Below are 24,532 nucleotides of genomic sequence, written 5' to 3'. Positions count from 1 at the left end.
AACGCTCCGGCCTTCGCCGGAGCACGACTGCATCGGATGAGTGAAATGGATGCGTATCGCGCCGCGCTGACGGCAGTGGACTCTTACGTCGCCAAGGCGCGTGCCGTCGTCGAGGCGCAGGTCTCCGAAGGCGGCAAGGTCAGTGCCGATCTTGTTACGAAGCATCAGCATCTCGCGCACGGCTTCGCGTGGCTCGCCACTTATGCTGCGGCGTTACGTGCGCTGCTCGGCTGGGCCGAGCGGATCGCTGAAGACCGTCCGCTCGCCGAGATCGAGACGCTGATCCTCGCCACCGGCTTTGCCGAGTATGTCGGGCAGATCGGCGGCGGCCTGCCGATGAGCCAGGCCGAGATCATCCGTCCTTCCGATTTCGGGCTGGAAGCCGAAGCTGCCGGGCTGCTTGCGCTTGGCCTGAAGGGCGATCCCGGCCGTATCGCCGCACTGCTCGGCGACGGCGCGCATGCCGATACCGCGCTGGGCGACGAACTGCTCGAGATGATGGCGCAGCAATTCCGCCGTTTCGTCGATGACAAAGTCGCACCACATGCGCATGGCTGGCACCTCGCCAACGAATATATCCCGATCGAGGTGGTGCAGGAGATGGCCGCGCTCGGCGTGTTCGGGCTGACCATCCCCGAGGAGTTCGGCGGCGCAGGCCTCGGCAAGCTTGCCATGTGCCTGGTCTCCGAAGAACTCTCGCGCGGCTATATCGGCGTCGGCTCGCTCGGCACCCGGTCCGAGATCGCGGCCGAGCTGATCCGGCTGGGCGGCACCGAGGCGCAGCAGGCGCAGTATCTGCCCAAGATCGCGAGTGGCGAGATATTGCCGACCGCGGTCTTCACCGAACCCAATACCGGTTCCGATCTTGCCACGCTGCGCACCCGCGCCGAGCTTCGCGACGGGCAATGGGTGGTCAACGGCAACAAGACCTGGATCACCCATGCTGCGCGCAGCGATCTGATGACCTTGCTGGTCCGCACCAATGCCGACGAAGGCTATCGCGGGCTTTCGATGCTGCTGGCCGAAAAGCCGCGTGGCGATGATGCGGACCCGTTCCCCGCGCCCGGCATGACCGGCGGCGAGATCGAAGTGCTCGGCTATCGCGGGATGAAGGAGTTTGAACTCGCCTTCTCCGACTTCGCATTGCCCGAAGACGCGCTGCTCGGCGGGATCGAGGGGCGCGGGTTCAAGCAGCTGATGGAGACATTCGAAAGCGCTCGTATCCAGACTGCGGCCCGCGCGGTGGGCGTGGCGCAGAACGCGCTGGAACTCGGGCTGACCTATGCCCAGCAGCGCGTGCAGTTCGGCGAGCCGCTGATCGCGTTTCCGCGTGTCGCCAACAAGCTCGGCTGGATGGCCGCCGAGACGATGATCGCGCGCCAGCTCAGCTATGCTGCGGCCCGCGCGAAGGACGAGGGCCGCCGCTGCGATATCGAGGCAGGCATGGCCAAGCTGCTCGCCGCGCGCGTCGCGTGGAGCAATGCCGACAACGCGCTGCAGATCCATGGCGGCAACGGCTTCGCGCTGGAATTCCAGATCAGCCGCGTGCTGTGCGACGCGCGCATCCTGTCGATCTTCGAAGGCGCGGCCGAGATCCAGGCGCAGGTGATCGCCCGCGGCCTGCTGGGGCGCGGCAACTGATGGAAGTGATCGGCGTCATCGGTGCGGGAGTGATGGGGCGGGGTATCGTCCAGCTCTTCGCGCAGGCCGGGCACGAGTTGCGCGTGTACGATGCCAGCGCCGAGGCCGTGGACGCCGCGGTGAAGTTCGTCATCGGCATGATCGACCGGCAGGTGACCAAGGGCACGCTGACCGAGGAAAATGCTGCAGCGATTACCCGCAACATCAAGCCCTGCAACGCACTGTCCGATCTTGCTGGCTGCACCCTCGTGATCGAGGCCATCGTCGAGCGGCTGGACGTGAAACAGGCGCTGTTCCGCGATCTCGAGCCGGTGGTTGGTGACAGCTGCATCCTCGCCAGCAACACCTCGTCGTTGCTGATCAGCGTCATTGCCGCGGGCTGCGCGAAGCCGGATCGGGTGGCGGGCCTGCATTTCTTCAACCCCGTGCCGCTGATGAAGATCGCCGAGGTGATCCCCGGTGTCCTCACAGCACCGGACGTCGCGCCGCGTCTCGTGGCGCTGGTGGAAGGTGCAGGGCATCGCGCCGTTACCGCGGCCGACCAGCCGGGCTTCCTCGTCAATCATGCCGGTCGCGCGCTCTACACCGAGGGGCTGCGGCTCGTGGAGGAACGCGTCACCGATTTCGCGGGCGTCGACCGGATCGTGCGCGAGGGGATGGGTTTCCGCATGGGGCCGTTCGAACTGCTCGACCTGACCGGGCTCGATGTGTCGGGCGCGGTGATGCAGTCGATCTACGACCAGTTCCAGCAGGACCCGCGTTATCGCCCCTCGCCGCTGGTACCGCCGCGGATTGCCGCGGGGGTGTTCGGGCGGAAGACGGGAAGGGGCTTCTATGCCTATCCCGAGGGGCAGAAGGTCGAGCCTGCGGAAGCGGCGGTGCCGGATGCGGCAGGCAAGGTCTGGCTTGGCGAAGGCGTGAGCGATGCGGCGCGCGCACTGCTTGGCAATGCGGTGACGGCAGATTCTGACGCCGCCGACGTGCTGCTGATCTCGCCTTGGGGCGAGGACGTCAGCGGTGCGGCCACTCGCCTTGGCCTCGACCCTGCGCGCTGCGTGGCGCTCGATCCGATCACCGATTTCACGAAGCGCCGCACGCTGATGCGCTCGCCTGCGACCGGTGATGCTGCGGTCGCCATCGCCCATGCCCTGCTGGCGTCGGACGGGGTTCCCGTCAGCGTCACTGCCGATAGCGCGGGTTTCGCGGCACAACGTATCCTCGCGATGATCGTCAACACCGGCTGCGAGATCGCCCAGCGCGGCATCGCAACGCCTGCGGATATCGACGACGCGGTGCGGATCGGTCTTGGCTACCCGATGGGGCCGCTGGCGCTGGGCGACCGGATCGGCCCGGCGCGCATCCTGTCGATCCTCGAGTCGCTCCAGCGTATCACCGGAGATCCGCGCTACCGCCCGAGCCAGTGGTTGCGGCGAAGGGCGCTGCTGGGCATGAGCCTGGCATGAGCGTCCAGATCGATTCTCCCGCGCCCGGCATTGCCCGCATCCGCATCGACCGGCCTGAAGCCCGCAACGCGATCAACGACGCGGTGCGTGCCGGGCTGCTCCCGGCGCTCGAGCAGGTCCGCGATGATCCTTCGGTCCGCGCGCTCGTGATCGGCGGCACCGGCGGTGTGTTCTGCGCGGGCGGCGATTTGCCGAGCCTGGCCGGTCTGTCCGAGGATGCCGCCTATGCCCGGCTGCGCGACGGTCATCGTATCGCGTCGCTGGTGTGGAGCTTTCCGAAGCCGGTCGTGTCCGCAGTCGAGCGGTTCGCAGTCGGCGCAGGCGCTGGGCTGGCGCTGCTCGCCGACGAGATCGTGATGGGCGAGGGCGCGATGCTCAGCTTCCCTTTCGCGAAGCTCGGCCTGCTGATGGACTGGGGTCTGGCGGGCACGCTGCCGCGCCGGATTGGTCCCGAAGCGACGACAAGGCTCTATGCGATGGCGGCGACGCTCAAGGGGCCGCAGGCGCTGGAGCTGGGTCTGGCCGACCGGCTGGCGAAGGACGATGCGGTGATGGACGCCGCGCTCGACCGCGCCATCGAACTGGCGAAGGTCGCACCGGCTGCGTTTGCCAGTGCCAAGGCCCGCCAGCGCGGCGATGCCGAGGAAGCGCTCCAGCTCGACCGCGAGGCGCGCGAGCAGGCGGCATGCATCGTCTCACCGGCCTTTGCCGAGGGCTATGCGGCGTTCCGCGAGAAGCGTGAGCCGCGTTTCTAACCCATCAGCTGGGTCACACCCTTCACATAGGTGTAGCCGTCCAGCCCCTCGGCACCGCCTTCGCGGCCATATCCGCTGTCCTTGATCCCGCCGAACGGCACCTCCGGATAGGACGAGGTGTAGTGGCCGATCGACAGGCTGCCGCATTCGACTTCCTCGATCAGCCGGTCGGATACGCGGGCGCTGTCGGTAAAGGCATAGGCGGCCAGGCCGAACGGCACCGAATTGGCCTTGGCGATGGTCTCGTCGAGGGTCGATACCTTGTGGATCAGCGCCAGCGGGCCGAACGGCTCCTCGATCATCGCGCGGGCATCGGCGGGCATGTCGGCCAGCACGGTCAGTGGGTAGAGATAGCCTTCGTTGCCGATGCGCTGGCCGCCGCTGGCCACGCGTGCGCCGCGTGCGGCGGCATCGGCGACGTAACCTTCGATCGCGTCGAGACGCCGCTGGTTGATCAGCGGCCCCATCTGGCTCGCGGCGTCCAGTGCGGGACCTGTCCGCCATGCCTGTGCCGCGGCCGAGAAGCTCTCCACGAACCGGTCGTAGATCCGCTCATGCACGAAGAAGCGGGTCGGCGAGACGCAGACCTGTCCCGCGTTGCGCGATTTGCCGACCACCGATAGCGGCCCCAGCGCGTCGGGATCGGCATCTTCCCACAGGATCACCGGCGAGTTGCCGCCCAGTTCCATGATCGCGGGCTTCATATGCTTGCCGCACAGGGCTGCGAGATGCTTGCCCACCGGCACCGATCCGGTGAAGGTCACGAGCTTCACCGCGGGGTGCGGGATCAGATACTCCGAAATCTCGGCGGGCTTGCCATAGACCAGGTTGATCACGCCCGGCGGCACGCCTGCATCGTGGAAGGCGCGGATCAGCGCCATCGGGCCGGAGGGGGTTTCCTCGGCGCCCTTCAGGATGATCGAGCATCCGGCGGCCAGCGCGCCCGCCACCTTCCGGGTCGGTGAGGCGAGGGGGTAGTTCCATGGCGTAAACGCCGCGACCACGCCTAACGGCAGGCGCAGCGAGAGTTTGCGGAAGCCCGGTGCGGACGGGATGATCCGGCCATACAGGCGGCGTCCCTCAGCGGCGTCCCACACGATGCGCGCGCGGGCGGTATCCACTTCGCTTCGCGCCTCGGGCAGCGTCTTGCCCTGATCCAGTGCGATGGCCAGCGCGATCTCTTCCTTGCGCTCGCCCAGCAGGTCCGCGGCGCGCAGCAGGATCGCTTCGCGTTCGTTCGGCGGCACCTTCCGCCAAACCTCAAGCCCGCGCTCGGCAGCGGCGATGGCGGCGTCCAGCTCGGCGCGGCCGGCATGGGGCAGCTCGGCGATCACCGAACCGTCCGACGGGTTGATCACCTGTTCGCCCGGCGCGGCGCTGCGCCACTCACCGCCGATCAGGAATTTCAGTTCGGGATACCCCATGCGACCTCTCCGCTAGCTCCCATCGCGCTATTGTTATTCGGGAAACATTCCAAATGACAGATTTTCCGGATACGATCATTATATATCGGTTGAGAGGGAACGGCCTTTCACGGATTCGGAAAATCGAGCGAGAGGATTGGCCAAAGCCTGATGAATTTCGATTTTTCCGAAGATGTCGGGGCGATGCGCGAGGAAGTGCGGCGCATCCTCAGCGACAAGTTCCCGCGCGGCGAGGTGCGGCAGGCGGTCGACGCCGGGCGCCGGTTCGACCGCGACTTCTGGGCATTGCTTGGCGAGATGGGCTGGCTGGGCGTGGCGATCCCGGAGGAACATGGCGGGTCGGCGCTGGGATATGAGGCGCTGTGCATGATCGCCGAGGAAGTCGGCGCTGCGCTTCCGCCGGTACCGTTCATATCGACGATCCTTGCCGCCGAAGCGCTGACCTTGTTCGGCAGCGATGCGCAGCGGGCGAAGTGGCTCCCACGTCTGGCGACCGGTGAGGCTGTCGGGTGTCTGGCATTGGCAGGCGAGTTGCCTGTGGTGGATGGAGACATTGCCGATATCGCCATCGTCGCGAGGGATGGCGACCTGTGGCTTGTCGAACTCGATCAGCCCGGTGTGGTGCGGGAGCCCATCGAGGCGCTCGATGCGGTCCGCACCAGCGTTCGCCTGACCTTTACCGCCGCCGAGAAACTCTCCGGAGACCTGTCGCGCTTCCTCGATCGAGCCGCGATCCTGGTCGCGTTCGAGCAGGTCGGCGGCACCCGTGCCGCGCTCGACATGGCGGTGGGTTACGCGCAGGAGCGGTACGCATTCGGCCGCGCCATCGCGTCGTTCCAGGCGATCAAGCACAAGCTGGCGGACATCTATGTCGCGCTCGAGCTGGCGCGGTCCAACGCCTATTACGGCGCCTATGCGCTGGAGGACGAGGCGGACCTGCCCGTCGCCGCCAGTGCCGCGCGGCTGGCCGCGAGCGAAGCGTACAGCCTGGCCGCCAAGGAGAATATCCACACCCATGGCGGCATGGGCTTCACCTGGGAGTCGGACTGCCACCTCCATTACCGCCGTGCCCGCGAGCTGGCGGTGGGGCTGCATTCGAGCCGCTACTGGCGCGACCGGTTGATCTCCCATCTGGATAAGGCGGCCGCCTGATGGACTTCAGCGACACTCCTGAAGAAGCCGCCTTCCGCGCCGAGGCCCGCGCGTTCCTTGACGCGCATATGCCGCTCAAGGCCAAGGGCGCGCATGTCAGCCGGGCGATGACGCCGGAGGATGTCGCCGCGTCCAAGGCATGGCAGCGGCTGAAGGCAGAGAACGGCTTTGCCGGTATCCTCTGGCCGAAAGCCTATGGCGGCCGCGAAGGCACGCCGATGCAGCAGATCATCTTCGGGCAGGAGGAAGATCGCTACGCGGTGCCGACCACCGTGTTCAACCAGGGCGTCGGCATGGCGATGCCCACGGTGATGAGCTTCGGCACCCCCGATCAGCTCGCCCGCTATCCGCGACCGGCGCTGTTCGGCGACGAAGTGTGGTGCCAGCTCTTCTCCGAACCCGCCGCAGGCTCGGATCTGGCAGGCCTGCGCACCCGCGCGGTTCGCGATGGCGACGACTGGGTTATCAATGGCCAGAAGATCTGGACCAGCTACGCCCATTTCGCCGATTTCGGCATGCTGGTGGTGCGCACCGATCCGGGCGTCGCCAAGCATGCGGGCCTGACCTTCTTCGTGGTCGACATGACGACGCCCGGGATCGAGATCCGCCCGATCAAGCAGATCAGCGGCAGCTCGAACTTCTCCGAAGTGTTCTTCACCGATGTTCGCATCCCCGACAGCCAGCGCCTCGGCGCGGTGGGCGAGGGGTGGAAGGTCGCGTTGACCATGCTCGCCAATGAGCGTTTCACCGTGGGCAAGGCCGAGGGGCCGGACTTCGACGATGTGCTGGCGCTGGCCCAGCAGGTCGATCTGGACGGCACCCGCGCGGTGGACGACAGCGCTGTGCGCGAGCGGCTGGCGGGCTGGTATATCCGCACCGCCGGGCTGAAATATACGCGATTGCGGTCGCAGACGGCGCTTTCGCGCGGCAAGGCGCCGGGGCCGGAGAATTCGATCCTCAAGCTGGTCAGCGCGAACAAGCTGCAGGAGATCGCGACCTTCGGCATCGATCTGATGGACATGGCGGGCGCGATCACCGACCCCGAGATCGCGGCGATGCGCGGCCTGTTCCAGCAGGCGTTGCTCTATGCCCCGTCCAAGCGGATCGCGGGCGGCACCGACGAAATCCTGCGCAACATCATCGCCGAGCGCGTGCTGGGCCTGCCCGCCGATATCCGCGCGGACAAGGGACTGGCGTTCAACCAGATCCCGACCGGCGCGCGCTGATGGCCCGGCGCCCGGTTTATAGCCATGCCCAGATGAAGCGGCTGATCGCGCCGGAGACGGTCGCGATCGTGGGCCTCTCCCGCAACGGGAAGTCGTTCGGCGCGCGGACGGCTGCCAACATGGTCGGCTTCACCGGCCGAACCTATGGCGTGAACCCCAGCGGCGGCACGATCCATGGCGTCGAATGCTTCGCCTCGATCGGCGAGGTGCCGGTGCAGGTGGATTGCGCGGTGCTGGCGGTGCCCGCCGATGCCGTACTCGGCGTGGTCGAGCAATGTGCGGCGGCGGGGGTCGGCGGCTGCGTGATCTACGCGTCGGGCTTTGCCGAGACCGGTGCCGAGGAACAGATTGCTCTCCAGCAACGGATCGCCGCAATCGGCCGCGAAGCCGATATGCGGATCGTCGGGCCGAACTGCTTCGGGCTGATCAACAATGTCTCGCGCGCGGGACTCAGCTTCTCGGGCCGCTATGGCGCATCGCCCGGTGCGCAGGGGCCGGTCGGCATCGTGTCGCAATCGGGTGGGCTGGCGCAGGCGCTGGCGCAGGTTACCGAGCGTGGCGGTTCGTTCAGCCATTTCCTTGCCGCCGGCAACAGCGCGGACGTCGATGTGTGCGACTATGTCAGCTATCTCGCGGGCGACGAGACCTGCCGGGTGATCGCCTGCATTGCCGAAGGGCTGGCCGATGGCGAGCGGCTGCTGGAGGCGGGCGAAGCCGCGCGGGCGGTGGGCAAGCCGATCGTCATGTACAAGATCGCGACCGGCAGCGCGGGGGCCAAGGCGGCGATGTCGCACACCGGCACGCTGGCCGGATCGAACGCCGCCTATGACGCGGCCTATGCCCGGGCCGGGATCGTGAAGGCTGACAATATCGAGGACGTCTATCCAATGGCGGCCTTCTTCGCGAAGGCGGGCAAGCCCAAGGCGAAGGGTGTCGCGGCGGTGGCGGCTTCGGGCGGGGCATGCGTCATCACGCTCGACAAGTCGGAGGCGGCTGGGGTCGCCATGCCCTTGCCGGGTGCGGCGACCAAGGCGGTGCTGGAGTCCCATGTTCCCGACTATGGCGCGCCGACCAATCCGTGCGACATCACCGCGGGCGTGGCCTCCGATGCTGCGGCCTATGCGGCTTGTGCCGAGGCGCTGCTGAACGATCCCGCCTATTCTGCGCTGGTCGTCATGGCGCCGAGCATCAGCGATGCGATGACGCCGCGCAACGTTGCGATGTTCTCGCCGCTGGCGGCGAAGGCGGGCAAGCCGGTGTGCCTGTCCTGGATGTCCGAATGGCGTGACGGCCCGGGTTCGCGCGAGGCCGAGGCGGACCCGCATGTGGCGCTGTTCAAGTCGACCGGGCAGTGTTTCGACACGCTTGCCGCCTGGCATCGCTGGGCGGATCAGGGTTCGGCGCTTCGTCCGCGTACGCCCGGTACGAGCAAGGCACGCGATCTGCTCGACATGGCGGGTGAGCGGCTGACCGAGCGGGAAGGCAAGGCGATCCTCGCGGCTTACGGGGTGCCGGTCGCCACCGACCATGTGGTGCCGACCCGCGAAGCCGCGGTCGAGGCTGCCGAGGCGATGGGCTACCCTGTCGTGCTGAAGGTCGAATCCCCGGACATTGCGCACAAGACCGAGGCGGGCGTGGTGCGGCTGAAACTGGAAGGCGCCGACGCCGTCCGCGCCGCCTATGACGCGATCATCGCGGCGGCCCAATCCATCGAGCCGCGCCCCGCGATCAAGGGCGTGCTCGTCCAGCCGATGATCGCGGCGGGGGTCGAACTGGTCGTCGGTGCGCAGAACGATCCGACCTTCGGGCCGATGGTCGTGGTGGGGCTGGGCGGGATCATGGTCGAGCTGATCAAGGACAGTGCGGCCGAACTGGCCCCGGTCACCCACGAACAGGCCTCGGCGATGCTGAAGCGGCTGAAGGGCTATCCGCTGCTCACCGGCTTTCGCGGCTCCGATCCCGTGGACATCGATGCGATCGAACGCATCATCGTCGCCGTTTCCGAACTCGCCGCGGACCATCCCGCCGACATTGCCGAGATCGACGTGAACCCCATCATCTGCGGCCCCGGCCGCGCCATCGCGGTCGACGCGCTCATCGTGCGGACCTGAGGAGAATACCCATGGCCAAATGGCTGAAGTCCACCGATTTCATCACCTTCGAGGTGAAGGATCGCATCGCCACCATCACGATGAACCGGCCGGACAAGCGCAACGCGCTGTCGCCCGAACTCATCACCGAAGTGCATGACGCGATGCTCGAGGCGGACGATTTGACCTCGGTCCATGTCATCGTGCTGGCCGGGGCGGGGCAGGATTTCTGTGCGGGATACGATCTCGGCTTCGGGTCGAACGCGGCCAATCAGGCCGATCCCGAGGGCAAGTATCGCACCCGCATCGGCACGTTCGACGACGATGTGTGGACGATGCAGCGCAAGATGGGGAAGATGCTGATCATCCCCGAAGTGCACAAGCCGGTGATCGCCAAGGTGCAGGGCCGGGCGCTGGCGGGCGGGGCCGAACTCGCGCTGTGCTGCGATATCGTGATCGCTGCCGACGATGCGATGATCGGCCATCCGGGTGCGCGGGGCATCGGATCGCCGCCGGTCAATTACTGGTTCTACCATGTCGGCCCGCAATGGGCGAAGCGGTTACTGCTGACCGGCGACAGCATTGCGGGCAAGGATGCGGCGCGGATCGGCATGGTGCTGGACGCAGTGCCCGCCGCAGAGCTGGATGCCGAGGTCGAGGCACTGGCGAAGCGCATCGCGATCCTCGATCCCGAAATCAGCGCGGCGCAGAAGCGCATCGTCAATGTCCAGATGGACCTGGCCGGTGCCAAGCTGGCGCAGGGCTTTGCGCTGGAAGCGGACGCCCGTGCGCATCTGTCACAAGGGCCGGGCCGCCAGAAGTGGCGCGCCGACGTGAAGGAACATGGCGTGCGCGCGGCGATCAAGATCCGCGATGCGCAGTACGGAAGCGATCCGGTGCGGATCCGGTATATCGAGGAGTAAGCGAGTGTATCGGCACTCCGCCAAAAGGTCGGGGAAGTTCGCGCATTCGTGACCTTTCGCCGAGGGGAAATGGTCCTTTCTGCGCGAGCGAGCAGCGCCATGCGGAAGGGGTTCGACGGTTCAAAGAGCAACTGCCCAACCCGAGCAGCCGAACTCCAACATTGCAAGCGTGCCCGGCTAGCCGTGCCGCGATCCGATCCAGCGCCGGATCGCGTGCGCGGTGTCGGCGACGGCCTTGCGAGCCAGCGCGACGTCGCGCGTCATCTGCAGGAAGCCGTGGACCGCGCCGCGCCACACCTTGATTTCCGACGGCACGTTCGCCTCGCTCAGCCGAGCATGCAGCAACCGGCTGTCGTCGGCGACGGTATCGGCTTCGGCGATTCCCAGGAATATCGGTGGCAGACCCTGAAGCGGCGCACGCAGCGGCCTGGCCTCCAGCGCATCGTTGCCGCCCAGATAGTTGGACCAGTACCAATTCATCCGCTCGGCGGTCAGACCGTATCCGCCTCGCCCGAACACGCGCTGGCTCAGCGTATCCTCGTCCGGAGAGAAGCAGCCATAGAGCAACGCGCAGCCTTGCGGTGCCGGGCGACCCGCGTCCCGCAAACGCATCGCGAGCGCCAGCGCCATGTTTCCCCCGGCGCTATCTCCCCCGAACGCGTACCGATCCCCGAAGCGGGGCAGCGCCCAGTCGAAGCCCTTTGCGCAATCGTCGAGCGGGGCGGGGTAGGGGTGTTCGGGTGCGTGGCGGTAGTCCGGACTCACCACGCGGACACCGGTCTTCTCGGCCAGCATCCGCAGCATCCGGTCGTGCGTATCGACGCTGCAGGCGAACCAGCCGCCGCCATGGAGGTAATAGAGCCATGCCCCGTCGCGGCACCCGTGCGGGGTCAGTACGCGCACCCGCATCCCGCCGACGTCATGGTCCTCAACGCTCGCCATTTCGGGCAGGCCGTCGTTGAGCACCGCCGCGGCCTTGTCGATCAGCGCGCGGCCCTGCGCGGGCGGCATCGCCATGATGTCGAACGGCCCGGTCGCCGCGGCCATGACGGCGCGCACGGCAAGGATTTCGGGGTCGATCTCATACGCCATGACGCTGCCTAACATGCAGCACGAGCGACGTGACAATGACGAATTCCCGGCCCGGCATGACAAAGTTTCCGCCGCCGCCGCGATCCGTGCTGTTATCCCGTCCGCGAGAGGGAGAGCCGAATGCCCGGAATATTGGAAGGCCTGAATGTCGCGGAATGCGCTGCCTTCATCGCCTGCCCCTATGCGACGATGACGCTGGCGCAGCTGGGCGCCGACGTGATCCGTATCGACGGGATGCAGGGCGGCCTCGACTATAAACGCTGGCCGGTCGCGGCGAATGGCCGCAGCCTCTATTGGGCCGGGCTGAACAAGGGCAAGAAATCGGTCCGCATCGATATCCGCTCGGAGGAAGGCCGCGAACTGGCCCAGGCGATCATCGCCGCATCGGGCATCTTCGCGACCAACCTGCCCGCGACCGGCTGGCTCGCGCCGGAAGCGCTGATGGCAAAGCGCGCCGACCTGATCATGGCGACCATCGTCGGCAATCACGATGGATCGACCGCGCTGGATTACACAGTGAACTGCGCCGCGGGCTTCCCCGGCATCACCGGGCCGGAGGGTTCGGACGCGCCGGTCAACCATGTGCTTCCGGCATGGGACCTGCTGGCGGGGATGAGCCTCGCCACCGCGATCCTCGCCGCCGAGCGCCACCGGACGCGCACCGGCGAGGGCCAGCGCATCCGCGTGGCGCTGTCCGACGTTGCCTTCGCGGTGGTCAGCGATCTTGGTTATCTGGCCGAAGCGCAGATCAACGGTACGGCGCGCGCGCGGCATGGCAACCATATCTATGGCGCGTTCGGGCATGACTTTGCGACGGCGGACGGTCGCCGGCTGATGGTCGCGGCGGTTTCGGTGGGGCAGTGGAAGTCGCTGGTCGCCGCAACCGGGATCGAGCCTCAGGTTGTCGCCTATGAAGCGAATGGCGCCGATCTCTCGCTGGAGACCGACCGGTTCGAAGCGCGTGAGGCGATCGTTGCCTGGCTCGCACCATGGTTCGCCGCGCGCACCTTGGACGAAGCGCGCACGGCGCTGGATGCCGCGCGTGCCTGTTGGGGGCCGTATCAGGATGTGGCGCAGATGCTGGCCGGGGACCCGCGCGTTTCGCCCGCCAATCCGATGTTTGCGCCTGTCGCGCATCGCGGCCTTGGCGAGACGCTCACCGCGCGGACGCCGATGGATTTCTCGAAGGTCGGTGCCGTTCCGCCGCTGTCCGGTCCGGTGCTTGGCCAGCATACCGACGAGGTGCTGGCAACGCTGCTCCAGCTCGACTCGGGGGCGATCGGGGCGTTGCACGACCGGCATATCATTGGCGGCCCCGACGATCTCAAATGAGCCAATCGGGTTTGGATTATGATATATATTCCGTTTTACAGCACAAAAAGGGCTGATAGAGTTCTCGCCTGAACGCGCCGGATGCGCGAGAACAAGAGATCGATAGGAGCGGTTACGGACATGTCGAGCAAGGCCATGCGTCACGGGATCTTCCTCGCACCGCTCCACCCGGTCGACGAGAATCCGAACCTGCTGATCCACCGCGATCTCGAACTGATGGAATGGGTCGATCGGCTCGGCTTCGACGAGGCCTGGATCGGCGAGCATCATTCGGGCGGGTTCGAGACGATTGCCTCGCCGGAACTGTTCATCGCCACCGCTGCCGAGCGTACGCGCACGCTGAAGTTCGGCACCGGCGTGATCTCGTTGCCCTATCACCAGCCGCTGATGGTCGCGAACCGGATAATCCAGCTCGATCACCAGACGCGCGGCCGCGTGATGTTCGGCTTCGGCCCCGGCCTGCTGGTGTCCGACGCCGCGCAGCTCGGCATCGATCCCAACACCCAGCGCGACCGCATGGCTCAGGCGCTGGACGTGATCCTGCGCCTGCTCGACGGCCAGACCGTCACCGAGAAGACCGAGTGGTACAATCTGGTGAACGCCCGCGCGCACCTGTTGCCCTATACCCAGCCGCGGCCAGAGATCGCGGTGGCGAGTGCCGCGACGCCTTCGGGCGGCAAGATGGCCGGCAAGTATAACCTCATGATGCTGTGCGTCGCGGCGACCAGCCCGGACGGCGGCTTCAACGTACTCGACGTGAACTGGAAGTTCGCCGAGGAAACCGCGGCCGAACATGGCCACACGATGGACCGCGCCAAGCTGCGCCTGATGGGCCCGATGCACATCGCCGAGACCCGTGAGAAGGCGCGCGAGAATGTGCGTTTCGGGCTGGAGAAATATGTCGAATATGCCCGCACCGTCACGCCGGGCCGCTTCGGCAACATCGTCGGGCGCGATCTGGTCGATGTCGTGCTCGACTCCGGCCATATCGTGATCGGCACGCCCGACGATGCGATCGAGGTGCTGACGAAACTGCGCGAGAAGCAGGGCTATTTCGGCGGCTTCCTTCACCAGTGCCATGACTGGGCCGACTGGGAAGCGACCAAGAAGTCGTACGAACTCTATATGCGCTTCGTCGCGCCGAAGTTCGACAATTCGAACAGCAATCGCGACGAGAGCTATGGCGAGTGGAAGGCGCGCAGCCTGGAGTTCAGCGCCAAGAGCAACGCCGCGGCGCAGGCGACCTTCGAGAAATACGGCAAGTCCAAGAATGCCGAAGGTGCCGCCAAGCAGACCGGCATGATCGGGGCCAAGGCGGAGGCCTGATTTCACAAATCCTCCCCCGGAGGGGGAGGTGGCATGCGCAGCATGACGGAGGGGTAGTCTCCACAATCGAGACGCCTCGCCCGCGGACAATACCCCTCCCCCAGCTTCGCTGGTACCCCTCCCCCTCCGGGGGAGGATCGATGATGCGCATCCCTCATCCGCTCCCCTGAGAAAAACTCGTGGAGCAGGCCCTAACCCCCGATTTGTTTTACATTGCGGGATATGTCCCGAAATGCGAAGTTTCGTTCAAGAGAGGAAAGCGCATGGAAAACATCGCCGACATCGCCATGGACAGCATTGAGGACGCGCTCCACGCGCTCGCTCGGGGCGAGATGGTCGTGGTCCTCGACGACAAGAATCGCGAGAATGAGGGCGACCTCATCATCGCCGCCGAACATGCCACGCCCGAGGCGCTGGCCTTCATCGTGCGTCACACCACCGGCATCGTTTGCGTCGCCATCGAAGGTGAGCGGGCCGATGCGCTGCAGCTCGATCCGATGGTGCGCAGCAATGACGACCGCCACGGCACCGCCTTCACCGTCTCGGTCGACGCCCGTCGCGGCACCAGCACCGGTGTTTCTGCTTCCGATCGCGCCGCGACCATCGCCGCGCTGATCTCACCGGATACGATGCCCGACGATCTGATGCGCCCCGGCCATATGTTCCCCCTGCGTGCCCGCCCCGGCGGCGTGCTCGAGCGGCCCGGCCATACCGAAGCTGCGGTCGATCTCGCCCGCCTCGCCGGCTGCGCGCCTGCGGGCGTGCTGTGCGAGATCGTCCGCGACGACGGCGCGATGGCTCGCACGCCCGAGCTGATCCGGTTCGCGCGCCAGCACGGCCTGTGCATCACCACCATCGCCGATCTGATCGTCTACCGCCGCGAGGGCCGCGACCGCCGCCCCAGCGTCCATGCCATCCCGCACGCATCCGGCCTCGAAGCCGGGGCGATGCGCTGACCGTTGAGAGGACCGACATGTTCCTGACAGCCCTGCCAGAGCGAAAGACCGTAGCCGGCGCCGAAACCGAATTGCTGATCAAGGGCGAGGGCCAGCCGGTGCTGTTCCTGCACGCTGGGCACGGTTTCGATCCTTCCGATCCGCTGATCGAGCGGCTGGCGAAGACGCACAAGGTCGTTGCGCCCTCGCTGCCCGGCTTTGGCGCCAGCCCGCGCCCGCATGACGTCACCACGGTGGACGACATCGCCTATCGCGTGCTCGATCTGATCGAGGAGCTCGACCTGACCGACATCATCCTGGTCGGCGTGTCGTTCGGTGGCTGGGTCGCGGCGGAGCTGGCGACCAAGGGCACCGGGCGCATCGCGAAGCTGGTGCTGATCGATCCGCTGGGCGTGAAGTTCGGCGACCGGGAGAGCCGCGATATCGTCGATATCTATGCGCACACCGCGCAGGAGATTCCCGCCATGTTCTTCGCCGACGAGGCCAAGGGCATGGAAGTGCTCCACAATCTCGACTTCAAGGACCTGCCCGAGGAGACCGCGCTGCGTTTCGCCCGCAACCGCGAGGCGCTGACGCTCTTCGGCTACAATCCGACGCTCTACAATCCCAAGCTCAAGAGCCGGCTGCACCGGATCAAGGTGCCGACCCTGGTCGTGAGCGGCGCCGAGGACCGGATCACCGTTCCCGATTACGGCCGCAACTATGCCGCGGCGATCCCCGGTGCGCGGTTCGAGAACATCAGCGGCGCGGGCCATTACGGCTATCTCGAACAGCCCGCAGCCTTTGCCGACAAGATCGAGGCATTCCTGGGCTGAAGCCCGGAACAGCATCCAGGAGAGCATGTATGGAATTCTGGCACTTCAGCGAACAGTCGATGCACCCGGCGTGGAAGGACATCGAAGGCCCCACCAAGGTGGTGGTCGACAACCGCCACTGCGATCCGCAGGTCGCGCACGAACTGTACAACCGCTATCTCGACGAATGGGTGGTGGCCGACAGACTGGGCTACAACATCTTCGTCAACGAGCATCACGCCTCGGCCAACTGCATGTCGGCATCGTGCCTGCTGACCCTCGCGATCCTCGCGCGCCAGACGACGCGGGCGCGGCTGCTGTGCCTGGGCGTGCCGATCACCAATCGCACCGATCCCTATCGCGTGGCCGAGGAGCTCGCGATGATCGACGTCATCTCCGGCGGACGTCTCGAGATCGGTCTGGTCAAGGCCTCGCCCTTCGAACTGGCTATGTCGAACCAGAATCCGGCGGGGATCATGGACCGCTATTGGGAAGCGCATGACTTCGTCGTGAAGGCGCTGACCCATCAGGGCGGCCCGTTCAGCTGGGAAGGCGAGCATTACAACTACCGCAACGTGAACGTCTGGCCGCGGCCGTACCAGCAGCCGATGCCGCCGATGTGGATCACCGCATCGGGCGCCAGCACTGGCCGCAAGGTGGCGGAGCTGGGCTATACGCTCGCCACCTTCTTCAACGGCGCGGGCACCAAGCCGCTGTTCGATGCGTATAAGGAGACCTATCTCGCGACGCACGGCAAGATGCCGGGTCTCGACCGGTTCGCCTATCTCGCCATCGTCTGCTGCGGCCGCACCGAAGCCGAAGTCGATACGCGCTACGCCAAGATGAAGCCCTATCTCGACGTCCAGCCGCGCACGCCCAAGGCATGGTCGAACCCGCCGGGTTACGAGACCGCCGAGCTGAATGCGATGGCGCTGAAGAAAGGCATCACTGGCCGCATCAATTTCGGCCTGCCGCCCAATCCCTCGCGGCAGGACATGGCCGATGGCGGGATCATGTTCACCGGCACGCCGGACCAGCTTTACGACCAGATCACGTCGTTCTGCGATCGCGCGGGCGGGCTTGGTCATCTGCTGATGCTCGGTCAGGCCGGGTATCTCAGCCACGAGGAAACCGTGGACTCGATGACCCTCTTCGCAACCGAGGTCATGCCGCGCCTGCGCGAATATGCAGCGAAGAAGATCGCCGAACTGGGCGTCGAGCCGGCCAAGAGCGTCGACGGGCAGTACGCGATCGTTTGATCCCTCCTTGTGCTCCGGCGAAGGCCGGAGCGCTGGCAGCGGGCGACACGCGTCGTAACGCAGGGCTCCGGCCTTCGCCGGAGCACATCAAGTTGGGAGAGGCCGGAGCCATGGACTTCACCGGCAAGCGCGTCCTGATCGGCGGGGGCAGTCGCGGGATCGGGCGCGCCATCGCGGAGGGCTTTGCCAAGGCCGGGGCAACCGTCTCGGTCTCCGGCCGCGACCGCGAGGCGCTGGCGGAAACGCAGCGGCTGACCGGGGCGCATGTCCAGATCTGTGACCTCGCGGACGGCGATGCGGTGCGCAGCCATGTCGAGGCCGCGGCGAATGCGCTGGGTGGCTTGGATATCGTCGTCAACAACGGTTCGGCTTTTGCGACCGCAGATACGGCGGAGGGCTGGACCACCGCCTTCAATGTCGACCTGATGGGCCTGTTCCACACCAATGCCGCCGCGGTGCCGATCATGGCGGCAGGCGGGGGCGGGGCCATCGTCAACATCTCGTCGATCTCGGCCTATCACCCGACGCCGCGCTCGGCGCCCTATGGCGCGATCAAGGCGGCGATCGTGCACTACACCACCAGCCAGGCGCTGGGCCTCGCCGCGCAGAATATCCGCGTCAATTCGGTCGCGCCGGGCGCCATCGAGTTTCCCGGCCATTTCTGGGAGGAGCGCCGCACCAGCGACCCCGAGGGGTACAAGCGCATCGTCGACAAGATCCCGTTCGGCCGCCTCGGCGCGCCCGATGAAGTGGCCGATGTCGTCCTGTTCCTCGCGTCGCCGCTCGCCCGCTGGGTCACCGGGCAGACGATCATGGTCGATGGCGGCCAGGAACTGACGTGAGCGTCTGAGATGACCGAGCGCAAGAGCTTCTGCCGCATCTGCTTCGGCACTTGCGGGCTGATCGTGAAGCTCGACGACAACGCGCGCGTGACGAGCGTGAGGGGCGATCCCGATCATCCGCTCACCTCGGGTTTTGCGTGCAGCAAGGGCGTGACCTCGGGCGAACTCCACAATAGCGACCGCCGCCTGCTCCGCCCGCTCAAGCGCATGCCCGATGGCAGCCATGCAGAGATCGGGATCGAGCAGGCGCTGGACGAGATTGCAGAGCGGCTCAAGGCGAGCGTCGCTGCGCATGGGTCGAACAGTCACGCCATCTATCAGGGCATGGGCGGCAGCCTGAACGCCGCGGTGCGCGTGGTGCTGCGCGGCTGGCTGAATGCCATGGGATCGACCAGCTACTATTCGTCGATGACCATCGACCAGTCGGCGAAATGGGTCAGTTTTGAGCGGCTGGGCATGTGGGCGGCGGGCAATACCCCGTTCGACACGGCGGACGTGTGGATGGGGTTCGGCTTCAATCCTTTGGTTTCGGTCTCGGGCGCGCTCAGCGGGTTCAACAATTACAATCCGGTCGCGCGGCTGAAGGCGGCGAAGGCGCGCGGCGCGAAGATCATCGTGATCGATCCGCGCAGGACCGAGACCGCGCGGCTTGCCGATATCCACCTTCAGCCGATTCCGGGTGAGGATTCAGCGATTGCGGCCGGGTTCCTCAATCTGGCTCTGAGCGAAGGCCGGGAAGATAGTGAATTCTGTGCCGCGCATGCCGAGGGGCTGGATGACCTCCGTGCGGCGGTCGCGCCCTTCACGCCGGCTCATGTCGCGGCGCGGGCCGGGATCGACGAGGCACTGTTCCGCGAGGCCGCCGACATCTTCTTCGCGGCAAAGCGGGGCGGGGCGTTCACGGGCACCGGCCCGAACATGGCGACCGGATCGAACCTGTCGCAGCACCTGATCGATGCGCTCAACGTGGTGTGCGGCCGCTATCCCCGCGCGGGCGATGCGGTGCCCAATCCCGGCGTGCTCGGCCCGCGCAAGCCGGTCCATGCCGAGGCGATCTCGCCCGGGCGCTCGTTCGAGCGGAACGGCATGTTGTTCGGCCAGAAGATGACCGGCGCGCTGGCTTCCGCGATCACCGGGCCCGGGCCGGACCGCATCCGCAGCCTGATCGTCGTGGGCGGCAATCTGGTCAGCGCGATGCCCGATCAGGCGCGCAGCATCGCGGCGCTCTCCGGTCTCGACCTGCTGGTCACCATCGATCCGCAGATGAATGCGACCGCGCGGCTGGCCGATTACGTCCTGCCGCCGCGGCTGATGTTCGAGCGCGACGACATGACGATGGTGCATAACGAGCGGAACTATTTCCCCGCGCCCTTCGCCCAATATGCCCCGGCCATCGCCGCGGAGCCGGAGGGCGCTGAACTGATCGACGATCACGCGCTGTTCTGGGGACTGGCAAAGCGGCTGGGCCTGACGCTCGATTATGGCGGGCAGGCGCTGGACATGGGGGCCTGCCCGAGCGGCGCGGACCTGCTGGCGATCACCGCAGCGCACAGCCAGATTCCGTTCGCGGAGATCAAGGCGAGGGAAGGCGGCGCGATCTGGCCGGTCCAGCCGCAGATCGTGGAGCCTGCCCGGCCGGGTGCGGGCCGCTTCCAGTTGCTTCCGCCGGACGTGGCGGAGGAGTTTGCGGAGATGGCGCGGGGCGAACCTGTCGATCCGGCCTATCCGTTCCGCTTGGTCGTGCGGCGCATGCGCGAAGTAATGAACAGCTTCGGCCGCCACATCCCCTCGGTCCAGCGCCGCAAGCCCGAGAACCGGCTGCAACTTCATCCGGACGATCTCGCGGCGCTGGGGATTGAGACGGGCGAGCAGGTCATGCTGCGATCCGCACATGGTGCGATCCCGGCGACGGTGGAGACCGATGACACACTGCGGCCCGGCACAGTGACGCTCACCCATGGCTGGGGCGAGCTTCCGGGCGACCGCGATGCGATCGGCGTCGCGATCAACCGGCTGACCGATGCGGGGGATACGGTCGAGCGGATCAACGCCATGCCGCGCTTCTCGGCACTGCCCGTCCGCATCGAGCGCTGCGCCGCGTGACCGAAGAGCGGCCCTCCCGCGCGGCCTGGTATGTGCTGGTGGTGCTGTTCCTCGCCTATGTCTGCAACGTCGCGGACCGGCATATCCTGTCGATCCTCGCCCAGCCGGTGAAGCAGGAACTGCAGTTGAGCGACTGGCAGGTTGGGCTGCTGATCGGTCCGGCCATCGCCTTCTTCTATGCCATCGTAGGCATCCCGATGGCGTTCGTGGCGGACCGGGTGCACCGCGTGCGCTTCCTCGCGGTCTGCCTCGGCATGTGGAGCCTGCTGACTGCGTTGGGCGGCGCTGCGGGCAATGCGTGGCAGTTGGCGTTGACCCGGATCGGTGTCTCGGCGGTGGAGGCGGGGGGCAGCCCGGCATCCTCCTCCATCGTCGCAGACTATTTCCCGCTGGGACACCGGCCGATGGCGATGGGGATATTCGCTTCGGCGGCGACCATCGGCCTGTTGATGAGTTTCGGTCTGGGCGGGTTCGGCGCGGACCATTTCGGCTGGCGCTGGACGCTGGTGCTGGCGGGCGCGCCGGGGATATTGCTCGCGCTGTTGCTGATCGCCTCGGTCCGCGAGCCGGTTCGCGGGGCGTTCGATGCACAGGCCGAGGTCAGGCCGCCCCAGCCTTTGCTGCCCACCCTTGGCATCCTGTGGCGCAACCTCCTGTTCCGCCGGGCGGTGCTGGCGGTGGGCGTGTCCAATTTCTGCTTCCACGCGATTATCAACTGGGGGCCGTCGCTGATCATCCGCAAATTCTATGCGGGGACCGGCCATGCGGGCGCGGCGCTGGGGATCGGCATCGCGCTGTTCGGCGGGGTGGCGGCAATCGTCAGCGGGCGCGCGATCGGGCGAATGGCGGCGGACGGCATCGCCCGGCCGCTGCGCATCGCCGCGTTGTTGATGCTGCTCTCCGGACCTGTGATGCTGGCTGCGGTGTTCGCACCGCGGCTGGAACTGTGCGTCGCGTTGATGTGCCTTGCCTATGGGCTGCAGTCCTTCTCGATCCCGCTCTACTGGACCGTCGCCCAGTCGCACGTGCCGCCGGAGACGCGGGCGATGGCCGCGGCAATCCTGTTGCTGGCGCTGGCGATCGTCGGCTCGGGCATCGCCGCGCCGGTGCTGGGCGCGCTGAGCGACCGGTTCCAGCCCTGGGCGGGGCAGGCGAGCCTGCAATATGCGCTGGCGGCGGGCACGATCATGAATCTGGTGTGCGCCGCATTGTTCTGGCGCGCGTCGCGTGCAGCATGATCGCATGATACAAGGTCATCCCAGAACCGGATAAAGTCGTTTGTGATGATCCGGGACGCTCTCCATCATTCAGACTGAGAAACCAGAAATCGGGTCGCGCAAATTGCGCGCGAACCCGCCATGATACGGGGAGGAGAGGGTCTGATGAACCATATTCGCAAGATTGCCACGCTGGCAGCCGCGAGCACGCTGGCGATTGCGCTGGCAACGCCGGCATTCGCGCAGAACGCGCCGGCCGCGCCGCAGGAGACCGAAGAGGCGAGCGGCCTGACTGAGATCGTCGTCACCGCGAACCGCCGCGCGCAGAACCTGCAGGACGTGCCGATCGCGATCACCGCGGTGACGGCCGAAACGCTCGAATCCTCGGGCACGGTCAACACGCTGCAGCTCGAGCGCATCTCGCCGGGTCTTCAGGTCTATCAGACCGGTTCGGCGGCGCTGCCGTTCCTGCGCGGCGTCGGTTCGAACCAGTCGAACCCCGGGTTCGAAAGCCCGGTCGCGATCTATATCGACGGCATCTATCAGGCCGGCAAGATCGGCAACGTGTTCGACCTTCCCAATGTCGAGCGGCTGGAAGTGCTGAAGGGTCCGCAGGGCACGCTGTTCGGCCGCAACGCCACCGGCGGCGCGATCTCGATCATCACCCGCGATCCCGGCCCGGCGCCGGAATTCTCGGCCGAGATCGGCTATGGCCGGTTCAACGACATTCGCGGCAAGGTGTATGCCGCCGGTCCGATCACCGACACGCTGGGCATCAGCGTCTCGGCCACCGCGCGCAAGAGCGACGGCTATATCTACAACGCCTTCCTGCGCCAGGACGCCAATCCGTCGAGCAACGTGATGGGCATGGCGAAGCTGGTCTGGACGCCGACGCCGGAATTCACCGCGAAATTCTCCGGCTCCTATTTCGAGAATAACGACCCGACCTTCTTGGCGGCGCACGTGGTGGAAGGCACCATTCCGCCGGGCACTAGCCCGACCGGCGCGGGCGGCCTGTTCGTCACCAATTACGACAAGTTCACGATGCGCTCGAACCACGAGACCTATGTGAACACCCATGGCTATCGCCTGTCGGCCGACCTTCAGTACGATCTGGGTCCGGTGAAGCTGGTGTCGCTGACCGGTTATATCGACGTCTATTCGGAGAATGTGTCGAACTCGCCGGCTTCGGAATCGGCGGCTTCCTATTCGGGCTCGGGCACGCCCAGCAAGATGTTCTCGCAGGAACTCCAGCTGCAGTCGACCGGCAGCGGGGCGCTGACCTGGATCGTCGGCGGCTATTTCTCGTCGACCAACGAAGGCTTTAGCGACCTGATCTCGGTCGCGAACGTGCCGTCGCCTTTCCGTCCGGCCGATCTTCTGGTCGCGGGCGCCAGCGTCACCGCCTTCCATGTCGAACTGAAGACCCAGGCGTTTGCGGGCTTTGCCGAAGCGAACTACCAGCTGACCGACAAGCTGCGCTTCACCGCCGGCCTGCGCTACACCAGCGAAGAACGCTCGATCGAAGGCTATCGCTACAACCCGACCGCCGTCAGCTCGACCGGCAACACCAATATCCCGATCTATAACGGGGTGCTGGGCGCCGAGCCGCTGGTGTTCGGCCGCAACGTCGCCGCTGCGTCGATCACCGATCGCAGCAAGACCTTCCAGCGGGTCACCTGGCGTGCCGCGCTCGATTACAAGGTTACCGACGATGTGATGCTCTATGCGTCGTACAATCGCGGCTTCAAGTCCGGCAGCTACACCGCGACCTCGCTCGGCGCGACGGTCAATCCGGTGAACCCGGAAGTACTCGACGCCTATGAAATCGGCTTCAAGTCCGAGTTCGCGGACCGCACGATCCGCTTCAACGCGGCGGCATTCTATTACGACTATTCGAACATCCAGGTCGGCCTGATCACCGGCGCGGGCGTGACGACGGTCGAGAATGCGGCGGCGGCGCGGATCATGGGCATCGATGCGGAACTCACCTGGCAGCCTTCGCCGGTGTTCCAGGTGCGCACCGCGATCAACGTGCTCGACTCCGAGTACAAGAATTACGGCCGCGCCCAGATCTTCCTGCCCAAGACCAGCGCCGCGGCCTGCACCGCGCCGCCGCCGGCGATCACCCAGGCCCAGGCCGAGGCGATCGTGGCTGCACCGAAGTTCGCAGGGGCCTGCTCCTACGCGCTCGACGCCAGCGGCCTGCCGCTGATCTTCTCGCCGGACTTCACCGCGAATATCGGTGCGGACTATACCATCCCGGCAGGCGACAGCCGCCTCGTGCTGAGCGGTTCGCTCTACTACAACAGCGGCTTCGACATCACGCCGGGCGGCTATTTCAGCCATGTGAACGGCTATTCGACGCTCAGCGCCTCGGCGACCTGGCATGGCCCGAACGACCGCTATTTCCTGCGGATCTGGGGCGACAACCTGACCGACAGCAAGCACGCCATCTACATCTCGCCGCAGGCAGCGGCGTTCCAGGAAGTCACCGCACGGCCGATTTCCTACGGCGTGACTTTGGGCTTCAAGTTCGGGAACTGATCCCCCCGGACAGCTTCCACGAGAGGGGCGCGACCGAAAGGCCGCGCCCCTTTTCTAATCCAGCCCGAGCAGCCACCGGTCCAGCCGGACCGCGCTGATCGTCGCGCCGGGCAAAGTGCGGTTGAGCTGGCTGCGGTGGCGCATGATCCAGCTGAGGCAGGCGAACTTGCTGGCGAAGGTCGCGAACTCGTCGCGGCTGGCGCCCAGCGTGTTGCGATCGACCACGAAGCGGGCGCCGGGATAGCAGCCGGGCGCGGCCTTCCAGTCCTCGCAGGGCGCGATGACGATCGGCACCCAATAGGTGCGGTTGCAATCGAGCAGATTCACATCGGCGCGATGCATGGGTTCCTCTCCCCTCCTGCGCCGCGGGCAGCCGCAGCGGGTTTTTCC

At 66.4% G+C, this 24,532-nt stretch carries 19 protein-coding genes; 16 read left to right on the top strand and 3 right to left on the bottom strand.

Annotated features, from left to right (window positions below):
• Positions 1 to 36 precede the first annotated feature (36 nt).
• The 3 genes from P1X14_RS05955 to P1X14_RS05945 are packed head-to-tail and all read left to right on the top strand — an operon-like array spanning position 37 to position 3,859.
• A complete protein-coding gene (locus P1X14_RS05955) occupies positions 37 to 1,641 on the top strand; it encodes an acyl-CoA dehydrogenase family protein (RefSeq protein ID WP_277314401.1) in 1,605 nt (534 codons plus the stop codon).
• The gene (locus P1X14_RS05950; RefSeq protein ID WP_277314400.1) at positions 1,641 to 3,104 is read left to right on the top strand and encodes a 3-hydroxyacyl-CoA dehydrogenase; all 1,464 of its coding nucleotides are present in this window, start codon (positions 1,641 to 1,643) and stop codon (positions 3,102 to 3,104) included. The genes P1X14_RS05955 and P1X14_RS05950 overlap by 1 nt, the downstream gene beginning before the upstream one ends.
• Positions 3,101 to 3,859: an enoyl-CoA hydratase/isomerase family protein gene (locus P1X14_RS05945; protein ID WP_277314399.1), complete on the top strand. Its 759-nt coding sequence runs from the start codon at positions 3,101 to 3,103 to the stop codon at positions 3,857 to 3,859. Before P1X14_RS05950 ends, P1X14_RS05945 begins: the two co-directional genes overlap by 4 nt.
• Here P1X14_RS05945 and P1X14_RS05940 read toward each other — a convergent pair.
• Entirely contained in the window at positions 3,856 to 5,283 is a 1,428-nt protein-coding gene (locus P1X14_RS05940; protein WP_277314398.1) for an NAD-dependent succinate-semialdehyde dehydrogenase, read from the bottom strand. The genes P1X14_RS05945 and P1X14_RS05940 overlap by 4 nt on opposite strands.
• Positions 5,284 to 5,433: 150 nt before the next feature.
• Between P1X14_RS05940 and P1X14_RS05935 the strand changes: the two genes are divergently transcribed.
• From P1X14_RS05935 to P1X14_RS05920, 4 genes are read left to right on the top strand one after another with little or no spacing between them, the layout of a single operon-like run.
• Positions 5,434 to 6,435, top strand: a complete 1,002-nt coding sequence (locus P1X14_RS05935; protein ID WP_277314397.1) for an acyl-CoA dehydrogenase family protein — start codon at positions 5,434 to 5,436, stop codon at positions 6,433 to 6,435.
• A complete protein-coding gene (locus tag P1X14_RS05930) occupies positions 6,435 to 7,661 on the top strand; it encodes an acyl-CoA dehydrogenase family protein (RefSeq protein ID WP_277314396.1) in 1,227 nt (408 codons plus the stop codon). Before P1X14_RS05935 ends, P1X14_RS05930 begins: the two co-directional genes overlap by 1 nt.
• Positions 7,661 to 9,772 (top strand): acetate--CoA ligase family protein, encoded by a 2,112-nt coding sequence (locus tag P1X14_RS05925; protein ID WP_277314395.1) that lies wholly within the window; start codon positions 7,661 to 7,663, stop codon positions 9,770 to 9,772. Before P1X14_RS05930 ends, P1X14_RS05925 begins: the two co-directional genes overlap by 1 nt.
• Before the next feature lie 11 nt (positions 9,773 to 9,783).
• Positions 9,784 to 10,674, top strand: a complete 891-nt coding sequence (locus P1X14_RS05920) for a crotonase/enoyl-CoA hydratase family protein (protein WP_277314394.1) — start codon at positions 9,784 to 9,786, stop codon at positions 10,672 to 10,674.
• Between the two features lie 177 nt (positions 10,675 to 10,851).
• Here P1X14_RS05920 and P1X14_RS05915 read toward each other — a convergent pair whose 3' ends face one another.
• Positions 10,852 to 11,766 (bottom strand): alpha/beta hydrolase, encoded by a 915-nt coding sequence (locus P1X14_RS05915; RefSeq protein WP_277314393.1) that lies wholly within the window; start codon positions 11,764 to 11,766, stop codon positions 10,852 to 10,854.
• 120 nt (positions 11,767 to 11,886) lie between these two features.
• Between P1X14_RS05915 and P1X14_RS05910 the strand changes: the two genes are divergently transcribed.
• The 9 genes from P1X14_RS05910 (at position 11,887) to P1X14_RS05870 (ending at position 24,142) form a co-directional block, all read left to right on the top strand.
• Positions 11,887 to 13,098 carry a CoA transferase gene (locus P1X14_RS05910; RefSeq protein WP_277314392.1) on the top strand — a complete coding sequence of 404 codons (1,212 nt, stop codon included), beginning with the start codon at positions 11,887 to 11,889 and terminating at the stop codon, positions 13,096 to 13,098.
• A 120-nt stretch (positions 13,099 to 13,218) separates the two neighbouring features.
• Positions 13,219 to 14,424 (top strand): LLM class flavin-dependent oxidoreductase, encoded by a 1,206-nt coding sequence (locus tag P1X14_RS05905; protein WP_277314391.1) that lies wholly within the window; start codon positions 13,219 to 13,221, stop codon positions 14,422 to 14,424.
• 263 nt (positions 14,425 to 14,687) lie between these two features.
• The gene (ribB, locus tag P1X14_RS05900; RefSeq protein ID WP_277314390.1) at positions 14,688 to 15,380 is read left to right on the top strand and encodes a 3,4-dihydroxy-2-butanone-4-phosphate synthase; all 693 of its coding nucleotides are present in this window, start codon (positions 14,688 to 14,690) and stop codon (positions 15,378 to 15,380) included.
• Positions 15,381 to 15,397: 17 nt separating this feature from the next.
• On the top strand, positions 15,398 to 16,195 hold the full coding sequence (locus P1X14_RS05895) for an alpha/beta hydrolase (RefSeq protein WP_277314389.1): 798 nt from the start codon (positions 15,398 to 15,400) through the stop codon (positions 16,193 to 16,195).
• 29 nt (positions 16,196 to 16,224) lie between these two features.
• Positions 16,225 to 17,433, top strand: a complete 1,209-nt coding sequence (locus tag P1X14_RS05890) for an LLM class flavin-dependent oxidoreductase (RefSeq protein ID WP_277314388.1) — start codon at positions 16,225 to 16,227, stop codon at positions 17,431 to 17,433.
• 110 nt (positions 17,434 to 17,543) lie between these two features.
• Positions 17,544 to 18,275 (top strand): SDR family oxidoreductase, encoded by a 732-nt coding sequence (locus P1X14_RS05885; protein ID WP_277314387.1) that lies wholly within the window; start codon positions 17,544 to 17,546, stop codon positions 18,273 to 18,275.
• Between the two features lie 9 nt (positions 18,276 to 18,284).
• A complete protein-coding gene (locus P1X14_RS05880) occupies positions 18,285 to 20,378 on the top strand; it encodes a molybdopterin-dependent oxidoreductase (protein ID WP_277314386.1) in 2,094 nt (697 codons plus the stop codon).
• Entirely contained in the window at positions 20,375 to 21,616 is a 1,242-nt protein-coding gene (locus tag P1X14_RS05875; RefSeq protein ID WP_277314385.1) for an MFS transporter, read from the top strand. The genes P1X14_RS05880 and P1X14_RS05875 overlap by 4 nt, the downstream gene beginning before the upstream one ends.
• A 144-nt stretch (positions 21,617 to 21,760) precedes the next feature.
• On the top strand, positions 21,761 to 24,142 hold the full coding sequence (locus P1X14_RS05870; RefSeq protein ID WP_277314384.1) for a TonB-dependent receptor: 2,382 nt from the start codon (positions 21,761 to 21,763) through the stop codon (positions 24,140 to 24,142).
• A gap of 54 nt (positions 24,143 to 24,196) precedes the next feature.
• On the opposite strand, the gene P1X14_RS05865 is transcribed toward P1X14_RS05870, so the two are convergent.
• Complete coding sequence (locus P1X14_RS05865; protein ID WP_277314383.1) at positions 24,197 to 24,484, bottom strand: hypothetical protein; 288 nt, start codon at positions 24,482 to 24,484, stop codon at positions 24,197 to 24,199.
• Positions 24,485 to 24,532: the final 48 nt, after the last annotated feature.

It is taken from the genome of Sphingomonas sp. AOB5 (genome assembly GCF_029433115.1).
GTDB lineage: Bacteria > Pseudomonadota > Alphaproteobacteria > Sphingomonadales > Sphingomonadaceae > Sphingomonas.
This window is presented reverse-complemented; position numbering and strand designations above follow the sequence as displayed.

Bases quoted from the DNA above. Each gene is read 5' to 3' on its own strand.
- P1X14_RS05945 (WP_277314399.1), top strand. From the start codon at position 3,101: ATGAGCGTCCAGATCGATTCTCCCGCGCCCGGCATTGCCCGCATCCGC.
- P1X14_RS05895 (WP_277314389.1), top strand. From the start codon at position 15,398: ATGTTCCTGACAGCCCTGCCAGAGCGAAAGACCGTAGCCGGCGCCGAA.
- P1X14_RS05870 (WP_277314384.1), top strand. From the start codon at position 21,761: ATGAACCATATTCGCAAGATTGCCACGCTGGCAGCCGCGAGCACGCTG.
- P1X14_RS05885 (WP_277314387.1), top strand. From the start codon at position 17,544: ATGGACTTCACCGGCAAGCGCGTCCTGATCGGCGGGGGCAGTCGCGGG.
- P1X14_RS05915 (WP_277314393.1), bottom strand. From the start codon at position 11,766: ATGGCGTATGAGATCGACCCCGAAATCCTTGCCGTGCGCGCCGTCATG.
- P1X14_RS05920 (WP_277314394.1), top strand. From the start codon at position 9,784: ATGGCCAAATGGCTGAAGTCCACCGATTTCATCACCTTCGAGGTGAAG.
- P1X14_RS05935 (WP_277314397.1), top strand. From the start codon at position 5,434: ATGAATTTCGATTTTTCCGAAGATGTCGGGGCGATGCGCGAGGAAGTG.
- P1X14_RS05865 (WP_277314383.1), bottom strand. From the start codon at position 24,484: ATGCATCGCGCCGATGTGAATCTGCTCGATTGCAACCGCACCTATTGG.
- P1X14_RS05950 (WP_277314400.1), top strand. From the start codon at position 1,641: ATGGAAGTGATCGGCGTCATCGGTGCGGGAGTGATGGGGCGGGGTATC.
- P1X14_RS05890 (WP_277314388.1), top strand. From the start codon at position 16,225: ATGGAATTCTGGCACTTCAGCGAACAGTCGATGCACCCGGCGTGGAAG.
- ribB (WP_277314390.1), top strand. From the start codon at position 14,688: ATGGAAAACATCGCCGACATCGCCATGGACAGCATTGAGGACGCGCTC.
- P1X14_RS05955 (WP_277314401.1), top strand. From the start codon at position 37: ATGAGTGAAATGGATGCGTATCGCGCCGCGCTGACGGCAGTGGACTCT.
- P1X14_RS05930 (WP_277314396.1), top strand. From the start codon at position 6,435: ATGGACTTCAGCGACACTCCTGAAGAAGCCGCCTTCCGCGCCGAGGCC.
- P1X14_RS05910 (WP_277314392.1), top strand. From the start codon at position 11,887: ATGCCCGGAATATTGGAAGGCCTGAATGTCGCGGAATGCGCTGCCTTC.
- P1X14_RS05925 (WP_277314395.1), top strand. From the start codon at position 7,661: ATGGCCCGGCGCCCGGTTTATAGCCATGCCCAGATGAAGCGGCTGATC.
- P1X14_RS05880 (WP_277314386.1), top strand. From the start codon at position 18,285: ATGACCGAGCGCAAGAGCTTCTGCCGCATCTGCTTCGGCACTTGCGGG.
- P1X14_RS05940 (WP_277314398.1), bottom strand. From the start codon at position 5,283: ATGGGGTATCCCGAACTGAAATTCCTGATCGGCGGTGAGTGGCGCAGC.
- P1X14_RS05905 (WP_277314391.1), top strand. From the start codon at position 13,219: ATGTCGAGCAAGGCCATGCGTCACGGGATCTTCCTCGCACCGCTCCAC.